This is a genomic window from Serratia sp. BNK-23, assembly GCF_047456145.1.
GTDB classification, from domain to species: domain Bacteria; phylum Pseudomonadota; class Gammaproteobacteria; order Enterobacterales; family Enterobacteriaceae; genus Serratia; species Serratia nematodiphila.
On record NZ_CP179900.1, the window covers coordinates 4,429,440 to 4,453,519 of the forward strand.

The 24,080-nt window shown below is 51.2% G+C and carries 20 protein-coding genes and 1 tRNA gene; 12 read left to right on the top strand and 9 right to left on the bottom strand.

Going from position 1 to position 24,080, the window contains the following annotated elements; translation table 11 throughout:
- The first annotated feature begins 197 nt into the window (after positions 1–197).
- Positions 198–1,640 carry a PTS cellobiose/arbutin/salicin transporter subunit IIBC gene (ascF, locus tag ACMGF9_RS21100; protein WP_075686278.1) on the top strand — a complete coding sequence of 481 codons (1,443 nt, stop codon included), beginning with the start codon at positions 198–200 and terminating at the stop codon, positions 1,638–1,640.
- Between the two features lie 16 nt (positions 1,641–1,656).
- Positions 1,657–3,087 carry a 6-phospho-beta-glucosidase gene (locus ACMGF9_RS21105; RefSeq protein WP_414160400.1) on the top strand — a complete coding sequence of 477 codons (1,431 nt, stop codon included), beginning with the start codon at positions 1,657–1,659 and terminating at the stop codon, positions 3,085–3,087.
- Positions 3,088–3,103: 16 nt separating this feature from the next.
- Here ACMGF9_RS21105 and ACMGF9_RS21110 read toward each other — a convergent pair whose 3' ends face one another.
- Positions 3,104–3,523, bottom strand: coding sequence for a putative T6SS immunity periplasmic lipoprotein (locus ACMGF9_RS21110; RefSeq protein ID WP_414160401.1), 420 nt, complete (start codon positions 3,521–3,523; stop codon positions 3,104–3,106).
- A 2-nt stretch (positions 3,524–3,525) separates the two neighbouring features.
- On the bottom strand, positions 3,526–4,083 hold the full coding sequence (locus ACMGF9_RS21115) for a hypothetical protein (protein ID WP_004933327.1): 558 nt from the start codon (positions 4,081–4,083) through the stop codon (positions 3,526–3,528).
- 414 nt (positions 4,084–4,497) lie between these two features.
- On the opposite strand from ACMGF9_RS21115, the gene ACMGF9_RS21120 reads away from it, so the two are divergent.
- From ACMGF9_RS21120 to ACMGF9_RS21160, 9 genes are all read left to right on the top strand, one after another.
- Entirely contained in the window at positions 4,498–4,740 is a 243-nt protein-coding gene (locus ACMGF9_RS21120; RefSeq protein ID WP_071591436.1) for an ash family protein, read from the top strand.
- On the top strand, positions 4,635–4,943 hold the full coding sequence (locus ACMGF9_RS21125) for a hypothetical protein (protein ID WP_004933328.1): 309 nt from the start codon (positions 4,635–4,637) through the stop codon (positions 4,941–4,943). The genes ACMGF9_RS21120 and ACMGF9_RS21125 overlap by 106 nt, the downstream gene beginning before the upstream one ends.
- A 223-nt stretch (positions 4,944–5,166) precedes the next feature.
- Positions 5,167–6,291, top strand: a complete 1,125-nt coding sequence (locus ACMGF9_RS21130) for an HNH endonuclease (protein WP_414160402.1) — start codon at positions 5,167–5,169, stop codon at positions 6,289–6,291.
- Positions 6,292–6,382: 91 nt separating this feature from the next.
- Positions 6,383–7,300, top strand: coding sequence for a restriction endonuclease (locus ACMGF9_RS21135; protein ID WP_118892490.1), 918 nt, complete (start codon positions 6,383–6,385; stop codon positions 7,298–7,300).
- Between the two features lie 183 nt (positions 7,301–7,483).
- Positions 7,484–9,193 (top strand): type I restriction-modification system subunit M, encoded by a 1,710-nt coding sequence (locus ACMGF9_RS21140; RefSeq protein WP_118892491.1) that lies wholly within the window; start codon positions 7,484–7,486, stop codon positions 9,191–9,193.
- On the top strand, positions 9,183–10,544 hold the full coding sequence (locus tag ACMGF9_RS21145; protein WP_118892492.1) for a restriction endonuclease subunit S: 1,362 nt from the start codon (positions 9,183–9,185) through the stop codon (positions 10,542–10,544). Before ACMGF9_RS21140 ends, ACMGF9_RS21145 begins: the two co-directional genes overlap by 11 nt.
- Positions 10,537–11,712 carry a DUF4268 domain-containing protein gene (locus ACMGF9_RS21150; RefSeq protein ID WP_089187553.1) on the top strand — a complete coding sequence of 392 codons (1,176 nt, stop codon included), beginning with the start codon at positions 10,537–10,539 and terminating at the stop codon, positions 11,710–11,712. Before ACMGF9_RS21145 ends, ACMGF9_RS21150 begins: the two co-directional genes overlap by 8 nt.
- A complete protein-coding gene (locus tag ACMGF9_RS21155; RefSeq protein WP_351005932.1) occupies positions 11,712–14,846 on the top strand; it encodes a type I restriction endonuclease subunit R in 3,135 nt (1,044 codons plus the stop codon). Before ACMGF9_RS21150 ends, ACMGF9_RS21155 begins: the two co-directional genes overlap by 1 nt.
- Positions 14,847–14,912: 66 nt before the next feature.
- Entirely contained in the window at positions 14,913–16,133 is a 1,221-nt protein-coding gene (locus ACMGF9_RS21160; RefSeq protein WP_118892494.1) for a DUF3644 domain-containing protein, read from the top strand.
- Positions 16,134–16,336: 203 nt separating this feature from the next.
- Here ACMGF9_RS21160 and ACMGF9_RS21165 read toward each other — a convergent pair whose 3' ends face one another.
- The 7 genes from ACMGF9_RS21165 to lptF all read right to left on the bottom strand — a co-directional run bounded on the left by ACMGF9_RS21165 (position 16,337) and on the right by lptF (position 22,099).
- Positions 16,337–16,714, bottom strand: coding sequence for a putative T6SS immunity periplasmic lipoprotein (locus ACMGF9_RS21165; RefSeq protein ID WP_118892495.1), 378 nt, complete (start codon positions 16,712–16,714; stop codon positions 16,337–16,339).
- A gap of 95 nt (positions 16,715–16,809) precedes the next feature.
- Positions 16,810–17,190, bottom strand: a complete 381-nt coding sequence (locus ACMGF9_RS21170) for a putative T6SS immunity periplasmic lipoprotein (protein WP_103085886.1) — start codon at positions 17,188–17,190, stop codon at positions 16,810–16,812.
- A complete protein-coding gene (locus tag ACMGF9_RS21175; RefSeq protein ID WP_118892496.1) occupies positions 17,187–17,711 on the bottom strand; it encodes a type IV secretion protein Rhs in 525 nt (174 codons plus the stop codon). Before ACMGF9_RS21175 ends, ACMGF9_RS21170 begins: the two co-directional genes overlap by 4 nt.
- A gap of 214 nt (positions 17,712–17,925) precedes the next feature.
- Positions 17,926–18,010, bottom strand: a tRNA-Leu gene (locus ACMGF9_RS21180).
- 1,071 nt (positions 18,011–19,081) lie between these two features.
- The gene (locus ACMGF9_RS21185; RefSeq protein WP_021504209.1) at positions 19,082–19,798 is read right to left on the bottom strand and encodes an autoinducer binding domain-containing protein; all 717 of its coding nucleotides are present in this window, start codon (positions 19,796–19,798) and stop codon (positions 19,082–19,084) included.
- A 136-nt stretch (positions 19,799–19,934) separates the two neighbouring features.
- Positions 19,935–21,005, bottom strand: a complete 1,071-nt coding sequence (gene lptG, locus ACMGF9_RS21190) for an LPS export ABC transporter permease LptG (RefSeq protein WP_016929273.1) — start codon at positions 21,003–21,005, stop codon at positions 19,935–19,937.
- Entirely contained in the window at positions 21,005–22,099 is a 1,095-nt protein-coding gene (lptF, locus tag ACMGF9_RS21195; protein ID WP_044029829.1) for an LPS export ABC transporter permease LptF, read from the bottom strand. Before lptF ends, lptG begins: the two co-directional genes overlap by 1 nt.
- Positions 22,100–22,381: 282 nt before the next feature.
- Between lptF and pepA the strand changes: the two genes are divergently transcribed.
- On the top strand, positions 22,382–23,893 hold the full coding sequence (gene pepA, locus ACMGF9_RS21200) for a leucyl aminopeptidase (protein WP_004933352.1): 1,512 nt from the start codon (positions 22,382–22,384) through the stop codon (positions 23,891–23,893).
- Positions 23,894–24,080 lie beyond the last annotated feature (187 nt).

Here is a 24,080-nt window from a genome sequence, read left to right on the forward strand (position 1 = left end):
TGCGCTTACCCCTGACGATCCAGATCACGAAAACGCAATGCCAAAAATCATAGTCCTTGCCAACCACAAAACACCAATACATGATTTTGTGAAACCGGTTTCTTATGGGCGTTTCATACGGATGGAACGACGGATCGCCCAGGCAGTAAATATTCGCCTTTGGGCTATCCGAATTGCTATCTGAGAGACGACACGCCATGCCGAAGAACTACGCAGAGATCTCGCACGCCATCGTGGCCGCCCTGGGCGGCACGGGCAATATCGAGGCCGTGACCCACTGCATGACCCGCCTGAGATTCGTGGTGAAAGACAAAGCGCGGATCGACACGCCGGCGCTGAAGGCCATCGACGGCGTGCTGGGCGTGGTGCACAGTGGCGAGCAGTGCCAGGTGATCATCGGCAACGAGGTGGCCAAGGCCTATCAGGCGGTGCTGGCGCTCGGCATGCCGGGCGCAGCATCCCCCGCCGCCCCGGTGAAGCGCAAGCTCACCCTGAAGGGCATCGGTGCCGGCATTCTCGACGCGCTGGTGGGCACCATGTCGCCCCTGATCCCCGCCATCATCGGCGGCTCGATGGTGAAGCTGCTGGCGATGATCCTGGATATGGCCGGGGTATTCGAGAAAGGCTCCTCGACCCTCGTCATCCTCAACGTGATCGGCGACGGCGCGTTCTTCTTCCTGCCGGTGATGGTCGCCGCCTCGGCGGCGCTGAAGTTCAAAACCAACATGTCATTGGCGATCGCCATCGCCGGGGTGCTGGTGCATCCCAACTTTATCGATCTGATGGCCAAGGCGGCGCAGGGCCAGGCGGTGGAATTCGCCTTCATCCCGGTGACGGCGGTGAAATACACCTACACGGTGATCCCGGCGCTGGTGATGACCTGGATCCTGTCGCACATCGAACGCGGGGTGGATCGCATCACCCCGGCGGTGACCAAGAACTTCCTCAAGCCGATGCTGATCGTGTTGATCGCCGCGCCGATCGCCATTCTGCTTATCGGGCCGCTCGGCATCTGGATCGGCAGCGGCATCTCTGCGCTGGTCTACACCGTGCACGGCTACCTGGGCTGGCTTTCCGTGGCCATTATGGGGGCGATTTGGCCGCTGCTGGTGATCACCGGCATGCACCGGGTCTTCACCCCGACCATCATCCAGACCATCGCCGAGACCGGCAAAGAGGGCATGGTGATGCCTTCGGAGATCGGCGCCAACCTGTCGCTGGGCGGCGCTTCGCTGGCGGTGGCGCTGAAAACCAAGAACCGCGAGCTGCGCCAGACCGCGCTGGCCGCCGCCGCTTCCGCCATCGTGGCGGGGATTTCCGAACCGGCGCTGTACGGCGTGGCGGTGCGCCTGAAACGGCCGCTGATCGCCAGCCTGATCAGCGGCTTCGTCTGCGGCGCGGTCGCCGGCATCGGCGGGCTGGCCAGCCATTCGATGGCCTCGCCCGGGCTGTTCACCAGCGTGCAGTTCTTCGATCCGGCCAACCCGATGAGCATCGTGTGGGTGGTGGCGGTGATGGCGCTCTCGGTGGTGCTGTCGTTCGCGCTCACGCTGATGCTGGGCTTCGAGGATCTGCCGGAAAACGCCACTGCGCCCGGCCAAACCGCACCGGCGGCGAACGCCGCCGGCGCAACGCATTGAGACACCAGAGGATTGCATGTCTGACTCAACATTCCCTAAAGGATTTTTATGGGGCGGCGCTTTAGCCGCCAACCAGGCGGAAGGCGGCTATCACGAGGGCGGCAAAGGGCTGACCACCGTCGATATGATCCCGCACGGCGCCAACCGCATGGCGGTCAAACTCGGGCTGGAGAAGCGCTTTAGCCTGCGCGACGACGAATTTTATCCCAGCCATGACGCCATCGATTTCTACCACCGCTACCGCGACGACATCGCGCTGATGGCGGAGATGGGCTTTACCGTGTTCCGCACCTCCATCGCCTGGAGCCGCATCTACCCCAACGGCGACGAGCTGACGCCCAACCCCGAGGGCATCGCCTTCTACCGCAGCCTGTTCGAAGAGTGCCGCCAATACGGCATCGAGCCGCTGGTGACCCTGTGCCATTTCGACGTGCCGATGCACCTGGTGACCGAATACGGCTCCTGGCGCAGCCGCAGGATGGTGGAGTTCTTCACCCGCTACGCCCGCACCTGCTTCGAAGCCTTCGACGGGCTGGTGAAATACTGGCTGACTTTCAACGAGATCAACATCCTGCTGCACAGCCCGTTCTCCGGCGCGGGGCTGGTGTTTGAAGCGGGCGAAAACCCCGAACAGGTGAAATACCAGGCCGCACACCACGAACTGGTGGCCAGCGCGCTGGCGACGCGCATCGCCCACGAAGTGAACCCCGCCAACCAGGTGGGCTGCATGCTGGCCGGCGGCAACTTCTACCCGTGGTCCAGCAAGCCGGAAGACGTGTGGGCCGCGCTGGAGAAAGACCGCGAGAACCTGTTCTTTATCGACGTGCAGGCGCGCGGCGCTTACCCCTCCTACGCCGCCCGCGTCTTCCGCGAGAAAGGCGTCAACATCGTCATGGAACCGGAAGACGCCGACATCCTGAAGCACACCGTCGACTTCGTCTCCTTCAGCTACTACGCCTCGCGCTGCGCCTCCGCCGACATGAACGACAACAACAGCAGCGCCGCCAACGTGGTGAAATCGCTGGCGAACCCGCACGTGCCGCGCAGCGACTGGGGCTGGGGCATCGATCCGCTGGGGCTGCGCATCACCATGAACATGATGTACGACCGCTACCAAAAGCCGCTGTTCCTGGTGGAAAACGGCCTGGGCGCACACGACGAGTTCAATGCAGCAGGCGAGATTGAGGACGACTACCGCATCAGCTACCTGCGCGAACACATCCGCGCCATGGCCGACGCCATCGCCGACGGCGTGCCGGTGATCGGTTACACCACCTGGGGCTGCATCGACCTGGTGGCCGCCTCGACCGGCGAAATGAGCAAGCGCTACGGCTTTGTCTACGTCGACCGCGACGACCAGGGCAACGGCACCCTCGCCCGCACCCGCAAGAAATCGTTCTGGTGGTATAAAAAGGTGATCGCCAGCAATGGGGGGGATTTGGGGTAGGTTTGGGGCGGTGGGGTTAGCGTGGGGTGCGGAGGGCTTCCAACCTAAGTTGATTGCCTTCCTGCTGCACAACGAATTCGGCGACGAATTCGCGTGCAGAGGGGAACTCACCTGCGTGTTCTTTCTTCTGGGAGACCAGCTTCGCGGAGAAGTGGTATTGCTGCCCCGGCGTAAATACGTAGCCCTCATCAGGGACACACTGATTGGGGGCGACATCCCGCAGTGGATCGAAGAATTTGAATGTACGACTCTGCGCCTCATCCAATCGGTAAATTGAGATGCCCACGAGCTTTTCGTCTCCCTGCGGCTGAACGGTGATGCATACTTTGCCCTCACGCAGGCTGGCAGTAGCGGGATAGTCTACGGGGATACGATCGCCTATCGACGGACAGCCTGCGAGCAGGAAGGGAAATGCGAGGGGGAAGATCCGTTTCATGATTACCTCTGACGTAAAAACTCGGCTAAAACCTGCTCGTACTGTAGACGAATTCTATTGTTTTGGGGACCCGTGTAATTCACAAAACGCCCAATACCATATGCCCAAGCATCATAGCCATATTGTATTAACAACCAATAATCGGCAACGATACAAGCTTGTTGTTCCAAAGAGTACTTTGTGAGCGTCTTATTAGCGTCCAACCTATAAGTGTAATTAGCTGCCCAACTAAAGGCACCTCTGAGGCGGACCCACTGCCCATGCTGATGCTGCCAAACATGGGCAAGCTCATGAATAAAGAAATGTTGTTTTGCGTAATTATTTACCTTAGAGAAATCAGCCAGGTATTCCTCCTCTCGGAAATATATCTCGCCGTTGGGCGACATACCAACATGCTTACCTTGTAAACCAAAGGGTAAGTAACTATCGCAATGAATCCATACACGGTTGTAGACGATCGACTTACCGAAAACACGTCGAGCCATGGCTATTTCACCCAACGTCATAAGCCGTAATGTTCCCTCTTTCACTTGTTGGCCTTTCTGTTCTTTCGTAAGCATGAGCCAAATTCTCTATGACCATTTTAAATCGAAATCTTAGCGACTACTTCTCAGCCAGTCTAGATTATATTTACTTATTTATAAAACAATGAAAAACCTCATGACAAATTCACTTCTTGAATTTATTTACCACCCTTGAAATAATAATTCAAATAAAGACATTCAGAACAAGAGAATATAAATAAGATGAGCATTCATAGAATCAATAGTTAAATTGTACAACTCATTAACTGCGATACTCATTCCATATTAGACATGAAATAGCCTGTAATTCCATACAGGTTATTTGTTCCTTTTACTGATAACGCTATAGTTTTCCTGCTGCGGCAAAATCCGCAGCCGGAGTTAGCGTTCCGAACACTTACACAAGGCAGCATTATGTATATAATGTTGGGGCTTTAAACATCCAGAATTATGGTGGCCCAAGTGGGGGCTTCGCAAGAAGCGCCGGTTTCCTTCGTGTCCGGTAACGCTAACTCCGCTTGGGCTACCACCATGGGTTTAGCGTCTCATGTGGTAGTACGCATACTACACACTAAGGATAAAGACACATGGAAAATGTCGCCATCACCGAAAACACCACAAGTACCCTTACCCTCTACCGCCAACTGTTTAACCACCTCGATCTCAGCGCTTTCAATCCCTCAGAGCTCTTAGACCTGGCCGCACTCTCTGCCGAACAGGCGGAAGGGCTGTGCCACGGCCTGATGCTGTTTGGCCATTTACTGCAAAAGACCCCACAGCTGGATGCCGAAGGCTGGGAGCTGATGAATCGCTACCTCAATGCCACGGCGCATCTGGTTCCTGCGCTGTGTAACCTGTATGGGCGGGCACTGCGGGAGATGGAAGCCTGCGGCTAACGTAAATGGCAATCAGGGCGATGATCATCGCCCTTCCCCCCCACGATTTCCAATAGATCTGACTGACATATCACAACAAAAGCATTCATCAAGGTAGGCATTTCCTCCCCTACCTGGCATAGTTAACGCATTCGGTAAATCGATGAGTTAACTGCTGGGTATTGATGCATACTGCTCTCGTCAGCAAGCACATTGCCCAGAGCCTACTCGGTAATGTGAGGGAGTGGTTTTGGCAACTGCAATAGAGGCGTTATCTGCAAAAGAATCCGTTTTAAAAGCCATCGAAGAACATAAAAAAATTGGCCGAGATGAATTCTTAAAACAACATAAAATAAAGCGATTTAAAAAATTCACCCTTCATTATAATGGCGAAAAGTACGACATCCGAGGCATTGCCGCTAGAGCATACAATGAGCAGCATGGTTATCCGTTTAAGGGAATCAACACCGATAGCGGAACGGAAAAAGCCATCCAATTTCTCAAAGACTTCGGTTTTGAGATCGTCGAAACACCGCATCCTTTTGACTATTTAACCGAAGGCAAACTATACACACGCAAAGCGCTTATCGAGCTCTACGGCGGGCAGTTGCAAGGCGGTATCTGGACCCCGCGGGAATTCCCGGTGATCTTTATCTTCACCGGAGAAAGCGGCGAAACCTACGGCTACAAAGATGGATGGACAGCCGAAGGCAGCTTCTCTTATACGGGGGAAGGCCAAAAAGGCCCTATGGAATTTATTCGTGGCAATAAATCCATCCGCGACCATAAAAAAGACGGCAAAGACATCTTCCTGTTCGAAGACAACAAGAAAGAAAAAGGCGTCCGCTATCTTGGCATGTTTGAGTGCGACTCTTGGGATCACATTCAGTGCTTAGATTTCGAAAATAACATGCGGCAAGGCATTACCTTTAATCTTTTCAAAGTCTCGTCACTGCACGCGCTTGAAGAAGATGCAGACACCGATGAAGCTGATACGCAGACAGAGACGCTCGAACAGTTGCGCAAGAAGGCGCTTCAGTCCTCAAAGCAATCAGGCCAGCGCCAACAAAGCGACAGCAAAAAATCCTGGTTCAAACGCAGCGAAGACGTAAAAAAATACGTGCTCAAGCGCGCCAATGGCATCTGCGAAGCCTGCAATCAGCCTGCACCGTTCAAGAAAAGAAATGGTGACCCCTACCTCGAACCCCATCACACTAAACGCCTAGCCGACGAAGGCCCCGATCACCCGCAGTGGGTGGGCGCTATCTGCCCGACTTGCCATCGGCGGATTCATAGCGGGGTGGATGGGAAAGAGGTGAACAAACGGCTGATGGTGAAGTTGGAGCTGAAAGAGGCCGCTATCGGTTAAAAGTTGCCTGCAACAGGGTGCTACCTGTCAACTTCAAAACCGAGTTTGTGCAGTATTATAGGAATAATAAGGAAAAACAGGGAACCTCAGCATGTCAGTACCTACCTACGACCAATTCATCGAGCCAGTGCTTCGCTTTTTGGCAACCAAGCCCGAAGGCGCACTTGCTCGAGATGTGCAAGATGCAGCAGCAGACATACTCAACCTAAACGAAGAACAACGAGCAGAAACCATTGCCAGCGGCCAATTGGTTTATAAGAACCGTACCGGCTGGGCTCACGATCGTCTGAAACGTGCCGGGCTCTCGCACAGCTTATCCAGAGGCAAATGGTGCTTAACCGCCAAAGGCATCGACTGGTTAAAGCAACATCCAAACCCGCTCACTGCAGCAGAAATCGAGCATCTCGCTTTGGCTTATACCAACGTCAAACTTCAACAAAATAGTGATGCGGTGGATTTGGACCCGGTTACAGAACCTCTTTTCACCGAAGCGATGTTAACAAACAGCCCAGACGATCGCCTGGAACAATCAATCAAAGAGATCCGCGATGCGGTAGCAACGGAACTGCTGGAGAACCTTAGCCAGGTATCCCCAGGCCGCTTCGAAGTTATCGTGCTGGATGTACTGCACCGTTTAGGCTACGGCGGCCACCGCGATGATTTAAAGCGTGTCGGAGGCAGCGGTGATGCGGGGATTGATGGCGTAATTTCTTTAGACAAGCTCGGCTTAGAAAAAGTGTATGTGCAAGCCAAACGCTGGCAAAACACCGTAGGCCGCCCTGAGTTACATGCCTTCTACGGTGCACTTGTGGGACAAAAGGCTAAACGAGGGGTATTCATCACGACCTCTGGCTTTACTAAACATGCCGTTGCCTACGCGCAATCGGTAGAAGGCATGGTACTTATCGACGGTAACCGATTGGTACACCTGATGATGGATAACGAAGTGGGTGTCAGCTCAACGTTACTGAAGGTTCCGAAGCTCGATAGCGACTACTTCGACCAGTGATCCCCTTGCAAAATCGGTAATTTCTTAGAGGCCGAGCACATATCTCCTGGCCGATGTGTGGCCATGCCGTATTTTGTCCCTTTAGTTGGCTTATGTCGTTTAAGATTGCTCTGCTTGCGGGTATCATTTTGCGATACACATTCCAAATGACTAGTTCAGATTTAGCGTTTCTTGAGGATTTTCATGAATAACAACGAGCAGCTTTTCTTAAACGAGCTGGATAACAAATTTTGGAAGGCCGCCGACAAGCTGCGTGCCAATATGGATGCCGCCAACTACAAGCATGTGGTCCTGGGGCTGATCTTTCTAAAATATGTTTCCGATGCCTTCGAGGCTCGCCAGCAGGAGCTGATCACTTTGTTCCGCGATGTTGGCAACCCGGACAACATCTATGCCATGTCACGCGACGATTACGATTCTGATGAAGAGTACGCTCAAGCGATCCAGGAAGAACTAGAGGTCGAAGATTACTACACCGAGAAAAACGTCTTCTGGGTACCCAAAGCCGCACGCTGGGAAACGCTGAAAAACAAAGCCATGCTGCCGACCGGGGCGGTATTATGGGTAGATAAGACCACAGGCCAAGAAATTAAACTGCGATCGGTCTCTTGGCTTATCGACAATGCGCTGGATGAAATTGAAAAAACCAACCCAAAACTGAAAGGCATTTTGAACCGCATCAGCCAATTCCAACTGGGTAATGAGGTTTTGACTGGCCTCATCAATACCTTCTCCGACGCAAACTTCAGCAAACCGAAATATAACGGCGAGAAGCTCAGCTTAAAAAGCAAAGATATTCTTGGACACGTTTACGAATATTTCCTCGGCCAGTTTGCACTGGCGGAAGGCAAACAAGGCGGCCAGTACTACACACCAAAAAGTATCGTTACGCTGATTGTCGAAATGCTGCAGCCGTATAACGGGCGCGTGTATGACCCGGCAATGGGTTCTGGCGGGTTCTTCGTCTCTAGCGATCGTTTTATTGAAGAACACGCGGGTGAGAAGAATTACAATGCTGCTGAACAGAAGCGCAATATCTCCGTATACGGCCAGGAGTCTAACCCGACCACCTGGAAACTGGCAGCGATGAACATGGCGATCCGTGGCATCGACTTTAACTTCGGCAGCAAAAACGCCGATACCCTGCTGGACGATCAGCACCCGGATCTGCGCGCCGATTTCGTGATGGCTAACCCGCCATTCAACATGAAGGAGTGGTGGAACGCTAAGCTGGAGAACGACGTGCGCTGGAAGTACGGCACACCACCGCAGGGCAACGCTAACTTCGCCTGGATGCAGCATATGATCCACCACCTTGCGCCGAAAGGCTCGATGGCCCTGCTGCTGGCCAATGGTTCGATGAGTTCTAACACCAACAATGAAGGCGAAATCCGCCGTAACCTGATCGAAGCCGATCTGGTTGAGTGCATGGTGGCGCTGCCAGGGCAGTTGTTTACCAACACCCAAATCCCGGCCTGTATCTGGTTCCTGACCAAAGACAAATCCGGCGGCAACGGCAAAGCGCACCGTAAAGGCGAAGTATTGTTTATCGACGCCCGGCAAATTGGCTTTATGAAAGACCGCGTACTGCGTGACTTTACCCGTGAGGATATCGCCAAAATAGCCGATACCTTCCACGCCTGGCAGTCGGATAAAGAGTACGAAGACGAAGCCGGATTCTGCTTCTCGGCAACGCTGGAAGACATCCAGAAAAACGACTTTGTGTTAACCCCTGGGCGCTATGTGGGCTCCGCCGAGCAGGAAGAAGACGATGAGCCGTTTGCTGAAAAGATGACGCGACTGACAGCGCAACTGAAAGATCAGCTGGAAGAGAGTGCGAAGCTGGAAGCGCAGATTAAGGCGAATCTGGGGGGGCTGGGTTATGAGTTCTGAGTTTCGTAAGGTGAAGTTAAAGGATATTGCATCTTTTAAATATGGGAAAACCATTAGGAAGCAAGATATCCAATCCAGTGGTGAATACCCTGTTTTTAGTGGCTATCAAGTAGTGGGTTATCTTCCTAACTATATGTATAAGGAAGAACAACTCATAATCGTATGTCGAGGTGCGGGGGGAACTGGTGACATAAAAATGAGCCCCGACCTTTGTTCCATTACAAATTTGGCAATCATTATAAGCTGTGATGATACGGTAATTGATAAAGGTTATCTATACTGGAGATTGATTTTTTCTGACACTTACTCTTTAAGAACCGGTTCTGCTCAACCTCAAATTACAATCAATACTCTGGAATCTTTCGAGATTGAGATTGAACCTGATTTACGGAAGCAAAAAGAGATAGCGTTCACATTATCTAACATAAATAATAAAATAAGAAAAAATGCTGATATAAATCAAACTCTCGAACAAATGGCACAAGCCCTGTTCAAAAGCTGGTTTGTCGATTTTGAACCGGTGAAAGCTAAAATCGCGGTATTGGAAGCTGGCGGTTCTCAGGAAGACGCGGCGCTGGCGGCCATGACGGCAATTTCCGGGAAAGATGCTGATGCGCTGGCGGTTTTTAAACGTGAACATCCGGAACAATATGCTAAGTTAAAAGCTACGGCGGAACAGTTTCCATCTGCGGTGCAGGACAGTGAGTTGGGAGAGATTCCGGAAGGGTGGGAAGTTTCGGATATAAAATCTTCTGTGAGTGAACTTCGTAGGGGGATTTCACCAAAATACACTGACGATGCTGATGGCATAATGGTAATAAATCAAAAGTGTATACGAAATCATACAATTAACTTTTCCCTTGCCCGTCGCCATGATGGGAAAATAAGGTCGACATCTGGCAGGGAATTACAAATAGGAGATATCCTTGTTAATTCAACAGGGGTTGGAACCTTAGGGCGCTTAGCTCCCGTTCGCTATAAACCGGAAATTCTAATTGCCGACAGTCATGTTACTGTCGTGCGTGCTGATACAAAAAAAATAACTAAATCTTTCTTGTCAGAATTATTAACAAAGCATGAGAAACACATTGAATCCAGTGGTTCTGGGAGTACTGGACAAACTGAGTTGCGAAAAGAGACTTTAGAAGAAATAAAATTCCCATGTCCTCCAGTTATTTTAGGTCAGCTGTTTGATGAGATTGTTAATAATTTCAATAAGAAAATTTCTATCATGGAAGAACAAATGATTGCCCTTTCAAATCTGCGTGACACCCTTCTCCCCAAACTCCTCTCCGGCGAAATCACCCTGCCGGAAGCCGAGCAGGCGGTAAGCGAGGCGGAAAATGTATAAAGTCGATACTCCGACCAACAGCCTGCACTCTCTGCAAGAAGTTTCGTTCAGCAGCCTCGGCTATCGCGAACGTGATCATCTCCAGGAGTGGCTGGCGAAAAATCCGCAGGCGTTAACCCGTGAAAGCAACGACGAGCTGCTGATTATCCAGAAAGAGTTTGCAGGTTTCGACGATACCAAAGAGAGGCTCGACCTGCTGGCTCTTGATAAAAAAGGCAATCTGGTGATCATCGAGAACAAGCTTGATGATTCTGGGCGCGACGTGGTGTGGCAAGCACTGAAATATGCCGGATACTGCGCTAATTTACGTCAGGAAAGCGTGGTTGAAATCTTTCAGATGTATCTCGATCTTTATGATCCGAATGAAAAACGTCAAGCGGCTGATGTCATTGCGGAGTTTATGGGATGGGAAAGCCTGAAAGAAGGGGTGCTCAACCGTAAAGGTACCCAGCGCGTCATCATGGTAGCAGCCAATTTCCGCAAAGAGGTCACCAATACCGCACTGTGGTTGATGCAATTTGGTATTAGGGCGCAGTGCTTCAAGGTGACACCCTACCGTTTCGGCGATGATGTTTTTGTCGATATTCGCCAGGTGATCCCAACGCCGGAAGCAGAATCGTACATGATCGGCATGGCACAAAAAGAGGCGGAAGAACAATCTACTTCCAGCAGCAGTGAGCTGCAACAGCGACATTATCTGCGCCGCGAATTCTGGGCGATGGCACTGGAAAAATTCCGTACCAGCCCATGCTCATTGTTTAACAACAGAGCACCATCCACCGACCACTGGCTTGCAGCTGGCTCCGGGTTAAGTGGAGTGCCTTTTGAACTAATTTTTTCGCAAAAAGATGCTCGTGTGCAGCTTAATATTTCCCGCGGAGATGCGCTTGAAAACACCTGGCTTTTTGAACGTCTGAAGGAACGCAAAACGCATATTGAATCGCTATTTGGTGAACCACTCGACTGGCGACTGCTACCAGAGAGGAAAAGCTGTCAGATTGTCTGCTCAAAAATATTTGATGGCGGGAATAAAGCACTCTGGCCCACCATTATTGACTGGATGACGGATGGCATGAACCGCCTAGAAAAAGCGATCCGCCCGAGCTTATTAGAACTGGCGATTGAGCTTAAGCAAACAGGGTTAATTACCGAGGGAGAGGAAGAGTAATGCTGAGTGAAGACGATTTAGAACAGCAAAGCCTGCAGTGGTTTGCTGAACTGGGTTGGGAGGTGTTACATGGCCCGGATATCGCGCCCGACGGTGATAATCCGCTGCGTGCTTCGTTCCACGATGTGTTATTGCGCCCGTTATTGCTGGAACAGCTGCAAAAAATTAATCCGCATCTCCCGGTTGCCGTTCTGGATGAGGTGATATTGCGTATCGCCCATGCACAAAGCCCGGACCTAATCGTCAGTAACAAAGCCTTCCATCACCTGCTGCTCGACGGCGTGCCGGTACAGTACAAGCAGGACGATAACGTTATCCACGATAAAGCACTGTTGATGGATTTTAACCATCCGAAGAATAATCGCTTTACGGTGCTAAATCAGGTAGCCATCCAGGGGACGAAGCAGGTACGTCGCCCAGATGTCATCTGCTATATCAACGGGTTGCCGATGGCAGTGATTGAACTGAAAAGTCCCGTTGATGCCAATGCCGATATCTGGGCTGCATTCAATCAGCTACAGACCTATAAAAACGAACTCAGCGATTTGTTTATCTGCAATGAAGCACTGGTAGTCAGCGACGGCTATAACGCCCGCATTGGTTCCCTTACCGCGAACGAAGAACGTTTCCTGCCATGGAAAACGTTGACCAATGAAGATGACAAGCCGCTGTTTGAGTGGCAACTTGAAACGGTAGTTAAAGGATTCTTTAACCGTGAATTACTGCTCGACTATATTCGCTACTTCATCCTGTTTGAAAACGACGGCAAACGACTGATTAAAAAGATTGCCGCTTATCATCAATTCCATGCCGTGCGAGAAGCGGTGGCAGCGACAATTGTGGCCTCTACCGGTAAACATTTGCCGCTACGCAGCAACATCACGCCAGGCAGTAAAAAAGCGGGCGTAGTTTGGCATACTCAAGGTTCTGGGAAGAGTATTTCAATGTGCTGCTATGCCGGGAAGCTGCTGCAACAGGCAGAAATGAACAACCCGACCATCGTGGTAGTGACCGACCGTAACGATCTCGACGGACAACTTTATGCCACGTTCTGCCAGGCGCAAGATTTGCTTAAGCAGGAACCGTTGCAGGCGAACGACCGCGACCAGCTCCGCGAGATGCTCAATGCCCGTGAATCAGGCGGAATTATTTTTACCACCGTACAAAAATTTGCCCCGCTGGACGGCGAACAAACTCACCCAGCGCTCAATCTACGCAGCAATATCGTCGTCATTTCCGATGAGGCCCACCGCAGTCAATATGGCCTTAACGCCACGCTGGATCGCGAAACAGGCGCTTATAAGTATGGCTACGCCAAACATATGCGCGACGCGTTACCCAATGCATCGTTTATGGGCTTTACCGGAACACCTGTATCTTCCGAAGATAAAGATACTCGCGCGGTATTTGGTGATTACGTCTCAATCTACGATATTCAGGATGCGGTGGAAGATGGCGCAACCGTGCCTATCTACTATGAATCTCGTCTGGCAAAACTCGACCTCAACCACGAAGAGCTGGAAACGCTCTCTGAGCAAGTTGATGAGCTGGTCGAAGACGAAGAGACCGATCAGAAAGAGAAAACCAAAGGTGACTGGAGCCGCCTGGAAAAACTTGTAGGTTCTGAACCGCGTATCAATCAGGTGGCTGCCGATCTGGTTCAGCATTTTGAGGCCCGTAACGCCACAATGAATGGCAAAGCGATGATTGTTGCCATGAGCCGTGAAATCTGCGTGAAACTGTATAATGCATTGGTCGCGTTACGTCCGGAATGGCACAGCGATGATGTTGAGAAGGGTGAAATCAAAATCATCATGACCGGCTCAGCCTCCGATAATAAATTCCTGCAGCCGCACATCTACAATAAGCAGACCAAAAAACGCCTTGAAGCGCGCTTTAAAGATCTCAACGATCCGCTAAAACTGGTGATTGTGCGCGATATGTGGCTTACCGGGTTTGATGCCCCCTGCTGCCATACCATGTATATCGACAAGCCAATGCGCGGACATAACCTAATGCAGGCCATTGCACGCGTTAACCGTGTCTTTAAAGACAAACCTGGCGGGTTGGTGGTCGATTACATCGGGATTGCTAACGAGCTGAAGCAAGCTTTGAAAACCTATACCGATTCAAAAGGTAAGGGGCAGACCACTATCGATGCTCATGAAGCTTTCGCTATTCTGCTTGAAAAGCTGGATGTGATTCACGGCATGTTTGCCAAAACACCAACCGCTGCCGGGTTTGATTACACTGGTTTTGAAGAAGTACCCCAACGGTTTTTACTCAAAGCTGCAGATTACGTGCTGGGCCTCGATGATGGTAAAAAACGCTTTTTTGATGTCGTACTGGCAATGAACAAAGCCTGGTCACTGTGCAGTACGCTGGATGAAGCCAAACCATTGCAAAAAGAGGTAGCGTTTCTGTCAGCGGTGAAAGTAGCGATTATCAAGCTGACGACAACCGACAAGAAATTCAGCCAGTCAGAGAAAAACACGCTGCTCGGTAAAATCCTTGATAACGCTATTATTGCGACAGGGGTGGATGATGTGTTTGCACTGGCGGGGTTGGGAAAACCCAATATCGGCTTACTTTCAGAAGAGTTTTTAGAAGAAGTGCGTGAAATGCCTCAGCGTAATCTGGCCGTTGAATTGCTAGAGAAGTTGTTGAACGACGGCATTCATGCTCGTACAAAAAATAACGTAGTACAGGAGAAAAAGTATTCAGATCGCCTTAGGGCCGTATTGCTTAAGTACAATAACCGCGCAATAGAAACTGCACAGGTAATTGAAGAGCTTATACAGATGGCTAAAGAGTTCCAAGAAGCCATGGCACGCGACGATGCTCTAGGTCTCAATCCGGATGAGATCGCGTTCTACGATGCATTAGCAGAAAACGAAAGTGCTGTGCGTGAACTAGGTGACGAAACGCTCAAAAAACTGGCAATTGAAGTTACCTTGAAACTGCGACAGTCCACTACGGTAGACTGGCAAGTACGAGAAAGTGTGCGTGCCAGACTGCGTATTTTGGTAAGACAAACACTGCGTAAATATAAATACCCTCCGGATAAAACCGCAGGCGCCGTTGAGCTTATTTTGAAACAAGCCGAGGTTGTTTCGAATAATTGGACCAGCTAATAAATACAAAGGGAGGGCACCTCACCTCCCATCTCTAATAATTTAGACTTGCGAGGATAACATCTGATGAATCGTTCAACAAAACAGTTGAAACTCTTGGACTCACTTAGGTTACATGAAAAAAACAATCATAAGTTCTCTATAAAAGATCTTGTTAACTCTACCGGCTACAATGAAAATAGCATCAGAAAATATATTAATGAAAAGTTAAACGGCGTTTACTTACACCCAATCAATGAAAAAGAATGGCGATGTGATGGGCTATTAAAATTATCAAATGATGATTTTATAAGAATGATGTCTCAATCTTTGAAAGCAAAAACCGTCACACCTGAGTTGAAGATATATAAAGGACTATTAAAGCGCAGTTTAGATGCTTTCATCCTTTCACTTGAAGTATATAACAGGCCAAGCTTAGATAACCGTGTTGAAGCATTTTGCATTCTTTCAATCAATGCGTGGGAATTATTGCTTAAGGCTGAATTAATTAAAGCGCTAAGTTTGGATACTGTATTCAAGTCTAGTGGCCATTCGATTAGTATAAGTGATGCACTAAATAAAAGATTACAACAGAATGATCCCGTCAGGAAGAATCTAGAAACACTAGTTGAATTACGAGATAGCGCGATACACTTACTTATCCCTGAATTACAGCCCGAGTTGTCAAGACTCTTCCAAGCAAATGTACTGAACTATCAACAGCGATATTTAAATGAAACAGGTTCATCACCGTTATCAGGCCAAAGCATTGGAATGCTCAGCTTAGTTATTGATGGTCCACAGAGTGATATCTCTATTATTAAAGAAAACTATGGGAGTATGACAGCAGCAGTAGCTGAAGAGTTTCTGGGAAGATTCAATAAAAATGCAAGTGAATATGATTCTGTAGAATTCACAATACCAGTGGACTATAAGTTAACGCTAACAAAAAATACTAAAGAGAGTGATTTGTCATTAGGCATAGGTGAGAAAGGCCATAATGCCATTATTATTAGAGAGGTCAGAGATCCCGATATTACCCATCCTTATTATGAAGGGACAGCCATTGAAAGAATAAACAATCAGCAAAGTGAGTTCTCGATCACTCGATATTCATTCAGAGCTGTAATTAGTAAACACAAAATTCAAAACAATAAGAAGTCCCCTATGCATTTTGAAATTGACAAGAGACATAGATACTCTGAAAAGTTCGTAATATGGTTTGTAGATAGTTTAAAACAGCCAGAATGGTTAGATGATGCAATCAGTTATTTGAAAAATAAGAAAGGGAAAAAGATAGCTAGTTAATCATCCTGATATAGCAGCTATGGATGCACCGTCGTAAGTAGCTGCTAACTTTTCATAGAGAAAAGAATTTTAAACAGCTAGAAAAATCATTTTAATTAATCCTAGCAACACATATATTCCTATCACCTTCATGAATAGCACCATTTAGAAAGAAATAAAATTCATTATCAGTGCGATGATCTATTTCGCTATCACATTAAAACCTAATACGGCTCCAACATAACCTCCTCACCCCGTTTCCACACGACAAACCTAGCTTCATACGGATGTAAAGGTGTACTGACAATAACACTGTATCCTTCACCAGGGATAAAATCATACTCACCGATGCCGGGCACACACTTCCCCGGTTCCAACGCGACAGGCGTATTTGCATATGACTTTTCATAGACATAATTATCATTGCCATATTTCCATATGGCTACTTTCAGAATGGACTCTTCTCTTTCCATGTCATCCTTATCAACAAAAACGCAGATTTTGCTACCTACAGTCGTTGCTTTTGCCGGGCGTAAATTGACTTTATCCCCCGGGCAACCAGAGATAAAAAGAGGGATAAAGAGTAAGAGGAGTTTTTTCATAGTGGCAGCCCTGCGCTTCCAGTTACCGATTGAATTCCTATAGAATTAATAAATTATTCTCATGACAATAATTAGCTGAAAAATATCGTTAAACTCTAATCGGGCTTCAACATAATACTTTCACCTTTCTTCATCACAACAAAACTGGTTCGATATGAATTCAGCGGTGTTTTTACCAAAACGGTGTATCCTTCACCGGCGATAAAACTAAATTCACCGATACCTGGAACACACTTGTTGGCCTCCAACGTTATCGGGCTGTATGCATATGATTTTTCGTATACGTAGTCATCCCCGCCCTGTTTCCAGATGGCGATATTCAGTATGGATTCGTTTTTTACGATATCATTCTCATTAAAAAAGACGCAGACTTTACCGTCTACGATCTTACTTTGTACTTGATAGAGGTTAAACCTGTCACCCGTTGGACAACCCGAGATAAAAAGAGGAAGAAGAAGGAATAAATATTTTCTCATAGCGGCAGCCCTGCGCTTCTGATGATGGGTTGATATTGTGACAATGTCCGTCTGTCCACTACCCCGATGAGTTTCCTGTTTGGCAAGCGGAAGAAGGTATTCGCCCCATATCTCTTGAGTATGAAATAGTCCGCAATTATCGATGCTTGCTGTTCCATACTGTAGTGGCGCAGCAAAGGTTGATCAAGCCGATATTGATAACTTACCGCCCAACTGAGAAGCCCATGGGTACGTACCCACATGCCCTTCTGGTGCTGCCAAACGTGTGCCATCTCATGAATAAAAAGATGCTGAGCTTCAGGATCCTGGCTCGCATAATCTCTCTCATAGAGTGACCTGCGAAAATACAACTCTCCATTCGGGCTCATCGCCGTGTACTGATTCTGTAGCCCAAACGGCAGATAGCTGTCGCAGTGAACCAATACGGTCTGATAGAAAATGGTGCTGCCAAACACCGAACGCGCCAGATTGACTTCGCCCGGCGTTAACACCCGCGTGCTCCCTTCCTGTTGTGGCTCCATCCTGGAACTCCTTGATCCGAAAGAGTTCAATGAAACGCCATTTTAGCCTTTAAGGTCAATCAGATAGGCCTTAGGAAAGCATCAGGAAGATCCGGTTTTTACGGGGATGAGAAATGCGTCAATACAGAGTGAAAATAGGCAGGTAGTGGTGGCGGGCAGATTCCAGGCACAAAAAAACCACCTTTCGGTGGCTTCTTGTTCGCGCGCTACTTAATGGTGCCGAAGGCCGGACTCGAACCGGCACGTATCTCTACGGTTGATTTTGAATCAACTGCGTCTACCGATTTCGCCACTTCGGCACTGAAGTAGTATGCGGAAAACGGGTGAATTATACCTTCCCGCGACCAGCACGCAACACTTATCCGTTGTTCAATGAGTTAAGTGTCGAAAAAACCGCCGCAACACACGTTTGTCCTCCCCGCCTTACCGCTGCGCGCCCTTCCCAACCACGTTGGTGATGAACATGCTACATCCACAGGCTGTTGCAACGAGCATCCAGGATCAGGCGCCACACTCACGCAATACCATCCGATTCCAGCCTCGTCGCACAGAGCAATGATGATTCATGTGCCGTACATCACTCACTCCCACTAGCCAGAACCGCTCGCCAGCTAGCGAAACAGGTTCAGGAACCCGCTACGCGGAAGGCCGCGCCAGCCTCCCTCCTCATAGCCACCAGCGCCTATCAAAAATAAAATAATCCCCAGCCGCAATGGCAATGCTGCAAATAATTGCATAACAATGTGTCAGTCAATAAAGAATGAGGTTGCGCAACATTTCGAGAACACTATTTTTTCATTGGTAGATATCAGGCAGGAAATAAAAAAATTGGAATGGTGCTCTCAAAGGAGAAAGAATAATTCTATTAGATGGGTTTTATCTTAAATCACCAGAAAATAGCGCACATACCTAACAAAATGGCTGGTTAATGCCTAAAAACCAGCTGAGATCGCTTGCCTCTGCGGAGTTAATAGCTTTAAGATGGTGCAAGAAAATTTTCCCTGGTGTTGGCCAATATTGGCAACCTGGCCCTACGCGGTCAGGTTTTTTTTTGTATTTTTTATCAAAACATTACCGGGAAAGTGTATCGCCTCAAGAGGTGCGAAACTAGTTAGACTAAAGTACAGTCCCTTACTAGACCTTTATAAGTTCAGTGTGGTGATTATTTCATATCGCAGAGATCGGAGCCGATACGCTATTGCGGCCTTCACGTTAATCGCCACGCGGCCAACTCAATACCGATTTAACGCCCGTCATTTCCCGAATCGAAAGACGCTGTTCGCCAGCCGATATTTTCTCCATTTAGACGTATCCCGGCTGATGAGTTCTGCGCAGTCGTTGCCTCAGTATTCCACAGGCTAGCTAGCCCATCACTCCACCGGTTTAATCAGCCGCAGCTCCATCCCCAGACGCACGGCATGTCGGGCATTCGTCACCCCCAACTTTTTGACGACGTTGGACATATGAAACTTGATGGTGCCGGTCTTTATGCCCAGGATCATCGCCGTTTCCTGGTAGGTTTTACCCACGCTGGCCCAATAGAGGATCTCGTTTTCCCTGTCGGTAAAGCGGGCGTTTCTCTCCAGGGCTGCGGCGTTTTTTGCTGTCAGTGGGGACAGCGCCAGATAGGACTCATGGATTGAGGCCAGCAATACCGAAATATCACCTTTACGATCGGTGAGCGCCTGAATGGCTTCCGTTTTCTGTTCCGCATTGAAGGCAAAGGAAAGCGTGACGAGGTTGTCGTTGTAATCGTGCAGCACGAAGGTATAGCCGTGCGTCACGCCAAACTCGCGGGCCTGTTCGAACAGTTCGGGAAAGTGCAGCCCTGCGTCGGCCATGATTTGCTCGTCCCAGGCGAACGGGGTCAGGCGGTTGCGGGCGGTAAGCACTACCGGATCAATGTACTGCAACCCCTGCTCTTGATACTTTTTTACCCATTCACTCGGGTAGTTGGTGACGCCAAAGATGCAGGCAATGTCTTTTTTGGATAGCACCACATACGCCCACAGGAGATCGCCCAACTCCCCTAGTGCCGTTTCCAGGCGCTTGCCGATAATGTTGCTGAGATTATATTCATCTTCCATTGGCTGCCAGCTCCCTCTCCCTGCATTGCCGCTGAGGTGACTATAGCACGACAAAAACCGCAGGCGGGGGGCATGCCGCACCCACAAAAAAGGCGCGGCCCCGCGGCCACGCCTTTCTTCACTACCGCTTGCCCCGCTACTTGCGTTTGAGCAGCATATACACGCTGATCAGCAGGAACAGCATGCTCGGCAGCAGCGCGCCCAGCACTGGCGGCATGCTGTACACCAGGCTCAGCGGGCCGAAGATCTGATCCAGCACGTAGAACAGGAAGCCGAAGCTGATGCCGGTCACCACGCGGATGCCCATCGGCACGCTGCGCAGCGGGCCGAAGATGAACGACAGCGCCATCAGCATCATCACCGCCACCGACAGCGGCGAGAAGATTTTGCTCCACATGTTGAGCTGGTAACGGTTGGCTTCCTGGCCGCTCTGCTTCAGGTACTTCACGTAGTTGTGCAGCCCGCTGATGGAGAGCGAATCCGGATCCAGCGCCACCACGCCCAGTTTGTCCGGGGTCAGGTTGGTTTTCCATTCGCCGGTCAGCGTCTGGGTGCCGGTCACCTGTTTCGGGTTGGTCAGATCCGAGGTGTCCACCTGCGAAAGCTGCCACAGGCCGTTCTCGAAGCTGGCGGTGGCCGCATAGCGCACCGTCTCGAGGCGACGCTGATCGTTGAAGTGGTAGATGTTCACGCCGGAGAGTTCTTTATCGCCGGAGACGCGCTCGATGTAGATGAAGTCGTTGCCGTCCTTCGCCCACAGCCCGCTTTTGGTGGAGAGCAGCGAGCCGCCGTACATCTGCTGGGCGCGATAGTTGCGTGCCATCTGCTCGCCCTGCGGCGCCACCCACTCGCCGATCGCCATGGTCAGCAGCACCAGCGGAATGGCGGTTTTCATCACCGAGCCGGCGATCTGCAGGCGGGTGAAGCCGGAAGCCTGCATCACCACCAGTTCGCTGCGCGTCGCCAGTTGGCCCAGGCCGAGCAGCGCGCCGAGCAGCGCCGCCATCGGGAAGAAGATCTCGATGTCTTTCGGCACGCTCAGCAGGGTGTACATGCCGGCGCTCAGCGCGGTGTATTCGCCCTGGCCGACCTTGCGCAGCTGATCGACGAACTTGATGATGCCGGACAGCGACACCAGCATGAACAGCGTCATGATGATGGTGTTGAAAATCGTTTTACCGATATACCTGTCTAATACGCCAAACATCAGGCCGCTCCTCTCAGGCGTGCGCGCAGCTTGCGCATCGGCACGGTATCCCACAGGTTCAGCGCCAGCGCGATCGCGAAGTAAACGCCGTTAACCAGCCACAGCCACAGCATCGGATCCAGCTTGCCCTTGCCGGCGTTGGAGCGCAGCGAGGTCTGCAGCAGGAAGAAGATCAGATACAGCAGGATGGCCGGCAGCATGCTCAGCACGCGGCCCTGGCGCGGGTTCACCACGCTGAGCGGCACCACCAGCAGCGCCATCAGCGCCACCGACACCACCAGCGTCAGGCGCCAGTGGAACTCGGCGCGCGCGTCCGGATCGTCGGATTCCCACAGCGTCTGCATCGACATCTGTTCGGATTCGGTGTTGTCCGCCGCCACGGTGCGGTGGCCAATCACCGCCTTGTAGTCGGTGAAGTCGGTAATGCGGAAGTCGCGCAGCAGCGCGGTGCCTTCAAAACGCGTGCCCTTGTCGAGCGTCACCACCTGCGAGCCGTCTTTCTGCTGCACGATGTTGCCGTGCTCGGCCACCACCACCGACGGGCGTTGGTTGCCGTTCGGCCGCAGCTGCGCCAGGAACACGTCGTTAAAGGTGCTGCCCTTCACGTTGCCGATAAACAGCACCGCGTTGCCGTCCTGCGAGGGTTTGAACTGCCCTTCCGCCAGCCCGGCGATGCTCGGGTTGGCCTTGGCTTCGTTCACCACCACGTCCTGATAGCGCGAGGCCCAGGGGCCGGCCCAAAATACGTTCACCGCCGCGACCGCAGAGGTGAGCAGCGCCAGGATCATGGCGGCGATAATCAGGGTGCGCTTGCCCAGCCCGCAGGCGTGCATGACGGTGATTTCGCTCTCGGTATACAACCGCCCAAGCGTCATCAACAAGCCGAGAAACAGGCTCAAAGGCAGGATGAGCTGCGCCATTTTCGGCACGCCCAACGCGAGCAGAGAGAGTACTAAGTTTGTCGGGATATTGCCGTCCACCGCGTCGCCCAACACCCTGACCAGGTTCTGACAAAAGAAGATCAGAAGCAGGATGAACAGGATGGCGATTTGGCTCTTGAGCGTTTCCCGTACCAGATATCTTATGATGATCACGCTTATTACGCCTGTGAAAACTTGTCTTTTTGCAGGAAAATCGATAATTTCATCGTTAATCCGCCATTTATTCTCATCATATGGCAACCTTCACAGCTAAAATAGTATTACAACATCAAGCCGTTTGGGTGTCCTATAGGAACTTGCTTATAGTCGCCAAAACAGAGCAATTTATGCCGTTCAGGTTAACATAATCCGTTAACTCAAATGGCAGGAGATCGTTACGGAGTCGGTTATTCTAGCCGTAGCGTCCGCCTTTGTCTTTAAGATTCAGGAGAGTGCATGGAGTTCAGTGTAAAAAGCGGTAGCCCGGAAAAACAGCGCAGTGCCTGTATTGTAGTCGGCGTTTTCGAACCGCGCCGCCTGTCCCCTATCGCAGAACAACTCGACAAAATCAGTGATGGTTATATCAGCGCATTGCTGCGCCGTGGCGAACTGGAAGGCAAGGTCGGGCAGACGCTGCTACTGCACCATGTGCCCAACATTCTCTCCGAGCGCATCCTGCTGATCGGCTGCGGCAAAGAGCGCGAGCTCGATGAGCGCCAATACAAGCAGGTGATCCAGAAAACCATCAATACCCTCAACGACACCGGCTCAATGGAAGCGGTCTGCTTCCTGACCGAGCTGCACGTGAAAGGCCGCAACACCTACTGGAAAGTGCGTCAGGCGGTAGAAACCGCCAAAGAGACGCTCTACACCTTCGATCAGCTGAAAAGCAACAAGGTGGAGCCGCGTCGTCCGCTGCGCAAAATGGTGTTCAACGTGCCGACCCGCCGTGAGCTCACCAGCGGCGAGCGCGCGATTCAGCACGGCCTGGCGGTGGCTTCCGGCATCAAGGCGGCCAAAGATCTCGGCAACATGCCGCCGAACATCTGTAACGCCGGCTACCTGGCCTCGCAGGCCCGTCAGCTGGCGGACGCCTTCAGCACCAACATCACCACCCGCGTCATCGGCGAACAGCAGATGAAAGAGCTGGGCATGAACGCCTATCTGGCGGTCGGCGCCGGTTCGCAGAACGAATCATTGATGTCGGTGATGGAATATAAGGGCAACCCAAATCCGGACGCTAAGCCGATCGTGCTGGTAGGCAAAGGGCTAACCTTCGACTCCGGCGGCATCTCGATCAAACCGGCCGACGGCATGGACGAGATGAAATACGACATGTGCGGCGCGGCAACCGTGTACGGCGTGATGCGCGTGGTGGCGGAGCTGAACCTGCCGCTGAACGTGATCGGCGTGCTGGCCGGCTGTGAAAACATGCCGGGCGGCCGGGCGTATCGTCCGGGCGACGTGCTGACCACCATGTCCGGCCAGACCGTCGAGGTGCTCAACACCGACGCCGAAGGCCGTCTGGTGCTGTGCGATACCCTGACCTACGTCGAGCGCTTCGAGCCGGAGCTGGTGATCGACATCGCCACCCTGACCGGCGCCTGCGTGATCGCCCTGGGCCACCACATCACCGGCCTGATGTCGAACCACAACCCGCTGGCGCACGAGCTGCTGGGCGCTTCCGAGCAGGCCGGCGACCGCGCCTGGCGTTTGCCGATGGCCGACGAGTATTACGAGCAGCTGGACTCCAACTTCGCCGACATGGCGAACATCGGTGGCCGCCCAGGCGGCGCCATCACCGCCGCCTGCTTCCTGTCGCGCTTCACCCGCAAGTACACCTGGGCGCACCTGGATATCGCCGGCACCGCCTGGCGCTCCGGTAAAGCCAAGGGCGCGACCGGCCGCCCGGTAGCGCTGCTGTCGCAGTTCTTGCTCAACCGTGCAGGCCTGAACGGCGACGATTAAATACCCTTCATCTTTCAAGCCGCAGCGTTGTTGGCCGCATTCGTTCACCCCAGTCACTGACTTGATGTCAGCTCCTGGGGATGAACGAACTTGCCGCCTAGCTGCAACTTGAAATCTATTGGGTATATAATCCTCTCAGCAGCGAAGGGGTAGAGTTATCTGCTCCGTTCCCAAAAAGGGCGCAACC

What these genes read in the sequence shown, in the direction of transcription:
- ascF (WP_075686278.1), top strand. Translation starts at nt 198, where the DNA reads ATGCCGAAGAACTACGCAGAGATCTCGCACGCCATCGTGGCCGCCCTG.
- ACMGF9_RS21105 (WP_414160400.1), top strand. Translation starts at nt 1,657, where the DNA reads ATGTCTGACTCAACATTCCCTAAAGGATTTTTATGGGGCGGCGCTTTA.
- ACMGF9_RS21110 (WP_414160401.1), bottom strand. Translation starts at nt 3,523, where the DNA reads ATGAAACGGATCTTCCCCCTCGCATTTCCCTTCCTGCTCGCAGGCTGT.
- ACMGF9_RS21115 (WP_004933327.1), bottom strand. Translation starts at nt 4,083, where the DNA reads ATGCTTACGAAAGAACAGAAAGGCCAACAAGTGAAAGAGGGAACATTA.
- ACMGF9_RS21120 (WP_071591436.1), top strand. Translation starts at nt 4,498, where the DNA reads ATGGTGGCCCAAGTGGGGGCTTCGCAAGAAGCGCCGGTTTCCTTCGTG.
- ACMGF9_RS21125 (WP_004933328.1), top strand. Translation starts at nt 4,635, where the DNA reads ATGGAAAATGTCGCCATCACCGAAAACACCACAAGTACCCTTACCCTC.
- ACMGF9_RS21135 (WP_118892490.1), top strand. Translation starts at nt 6,383, where the DNA reads ATGTCAGTACCTACCTACGACCAATTCATCGAGCCAGTGCTTCGCTTT.
- ACMGF9_RS21140 (WP_118892491.1), top strand. Translation starts at nt 7,484, where the DNA reads ATGAATAACAACGAGCAGCTTTTCTTAAACGAGCTGGATAACAAATTT.
- ACMGF9_RS21145 (WP_118892492.1), top strand. Translation starts at nt 9,183, where the DNA reads ATGAGTTCTGAGTTTCGTAAGGTGAAGTTAAAGGATATTGCATCTTTT.
- ACMGF9_RS21150 (WP_089187553.1), top strand. Translation starts at nt 10,537, where the DNA reads ATGTATAAAGTCGATACTCCGACCAACAGCCTGCACTCTCTGCAAGAA.
- ACMGF9_RS21155 (WP_351005932.1), top strand. Translation starts at nt 11,712, where the DNA reads ATGCTGAGTGAAGACGATTTAGAACAGCAAAGCCTGCAGTGGTTTGCT.
- ACMGF9_RS21160 (WP_118892494.1), top strand. Translation starts at nt 14,913, where the DNA reads ATGAATCGTTCAACAAAACAGTTGAAACTCTTGGACTCACTTAGGTTA.
- ACMGF9_RS21165 (WP_118892495.1), bottom strand. Translation starts at nt 16,714, where the DNA reads ATGAAAAAACTCCTCTTACTCTTTATCCCTCTTTTTATCTCTGGTTGC.
- ACMGF9_RS21170 (WP_103085886.1), bottom strand. Translation starts at nt 17,190, where the DNA reads ATGAGAAAATATTTATTCCTTCTTCTTCCTCTTTTTATCTCGGGTTGT.
- ACMGF9_RS21175 (WP_118892496.1), bottom strand. Translation starts at nt 17,711, where the DNA reads ATGGAGCCACAACAGGAAGGGAGCACGCGGGTGTTAACGCCGGGCGAA.
- ACMGF9_RS21185 (WP_021504209.1), bottom strand. Translation starts at nt 19,798, where the DNA reads ATGGAAGATGAATATAATCTCAGCAACATTATCGGCAAGCGCCTGGAA.
- lptG (WP_016929273.1), bottom strand. Translation starts at nt 21,005, where the DNA reads ATGTTTGGCGTATTAGACAGGTATATCGGTAAAACGATTTTCAACACC.
- pepA (WP_004933352.1), top strand. Translation starts at nt 22,382, where the DNA reads ATGGAGTTCAGTGTAAAAAGCGGTAGCCCGGAAAAACAGCGCAGTGCC.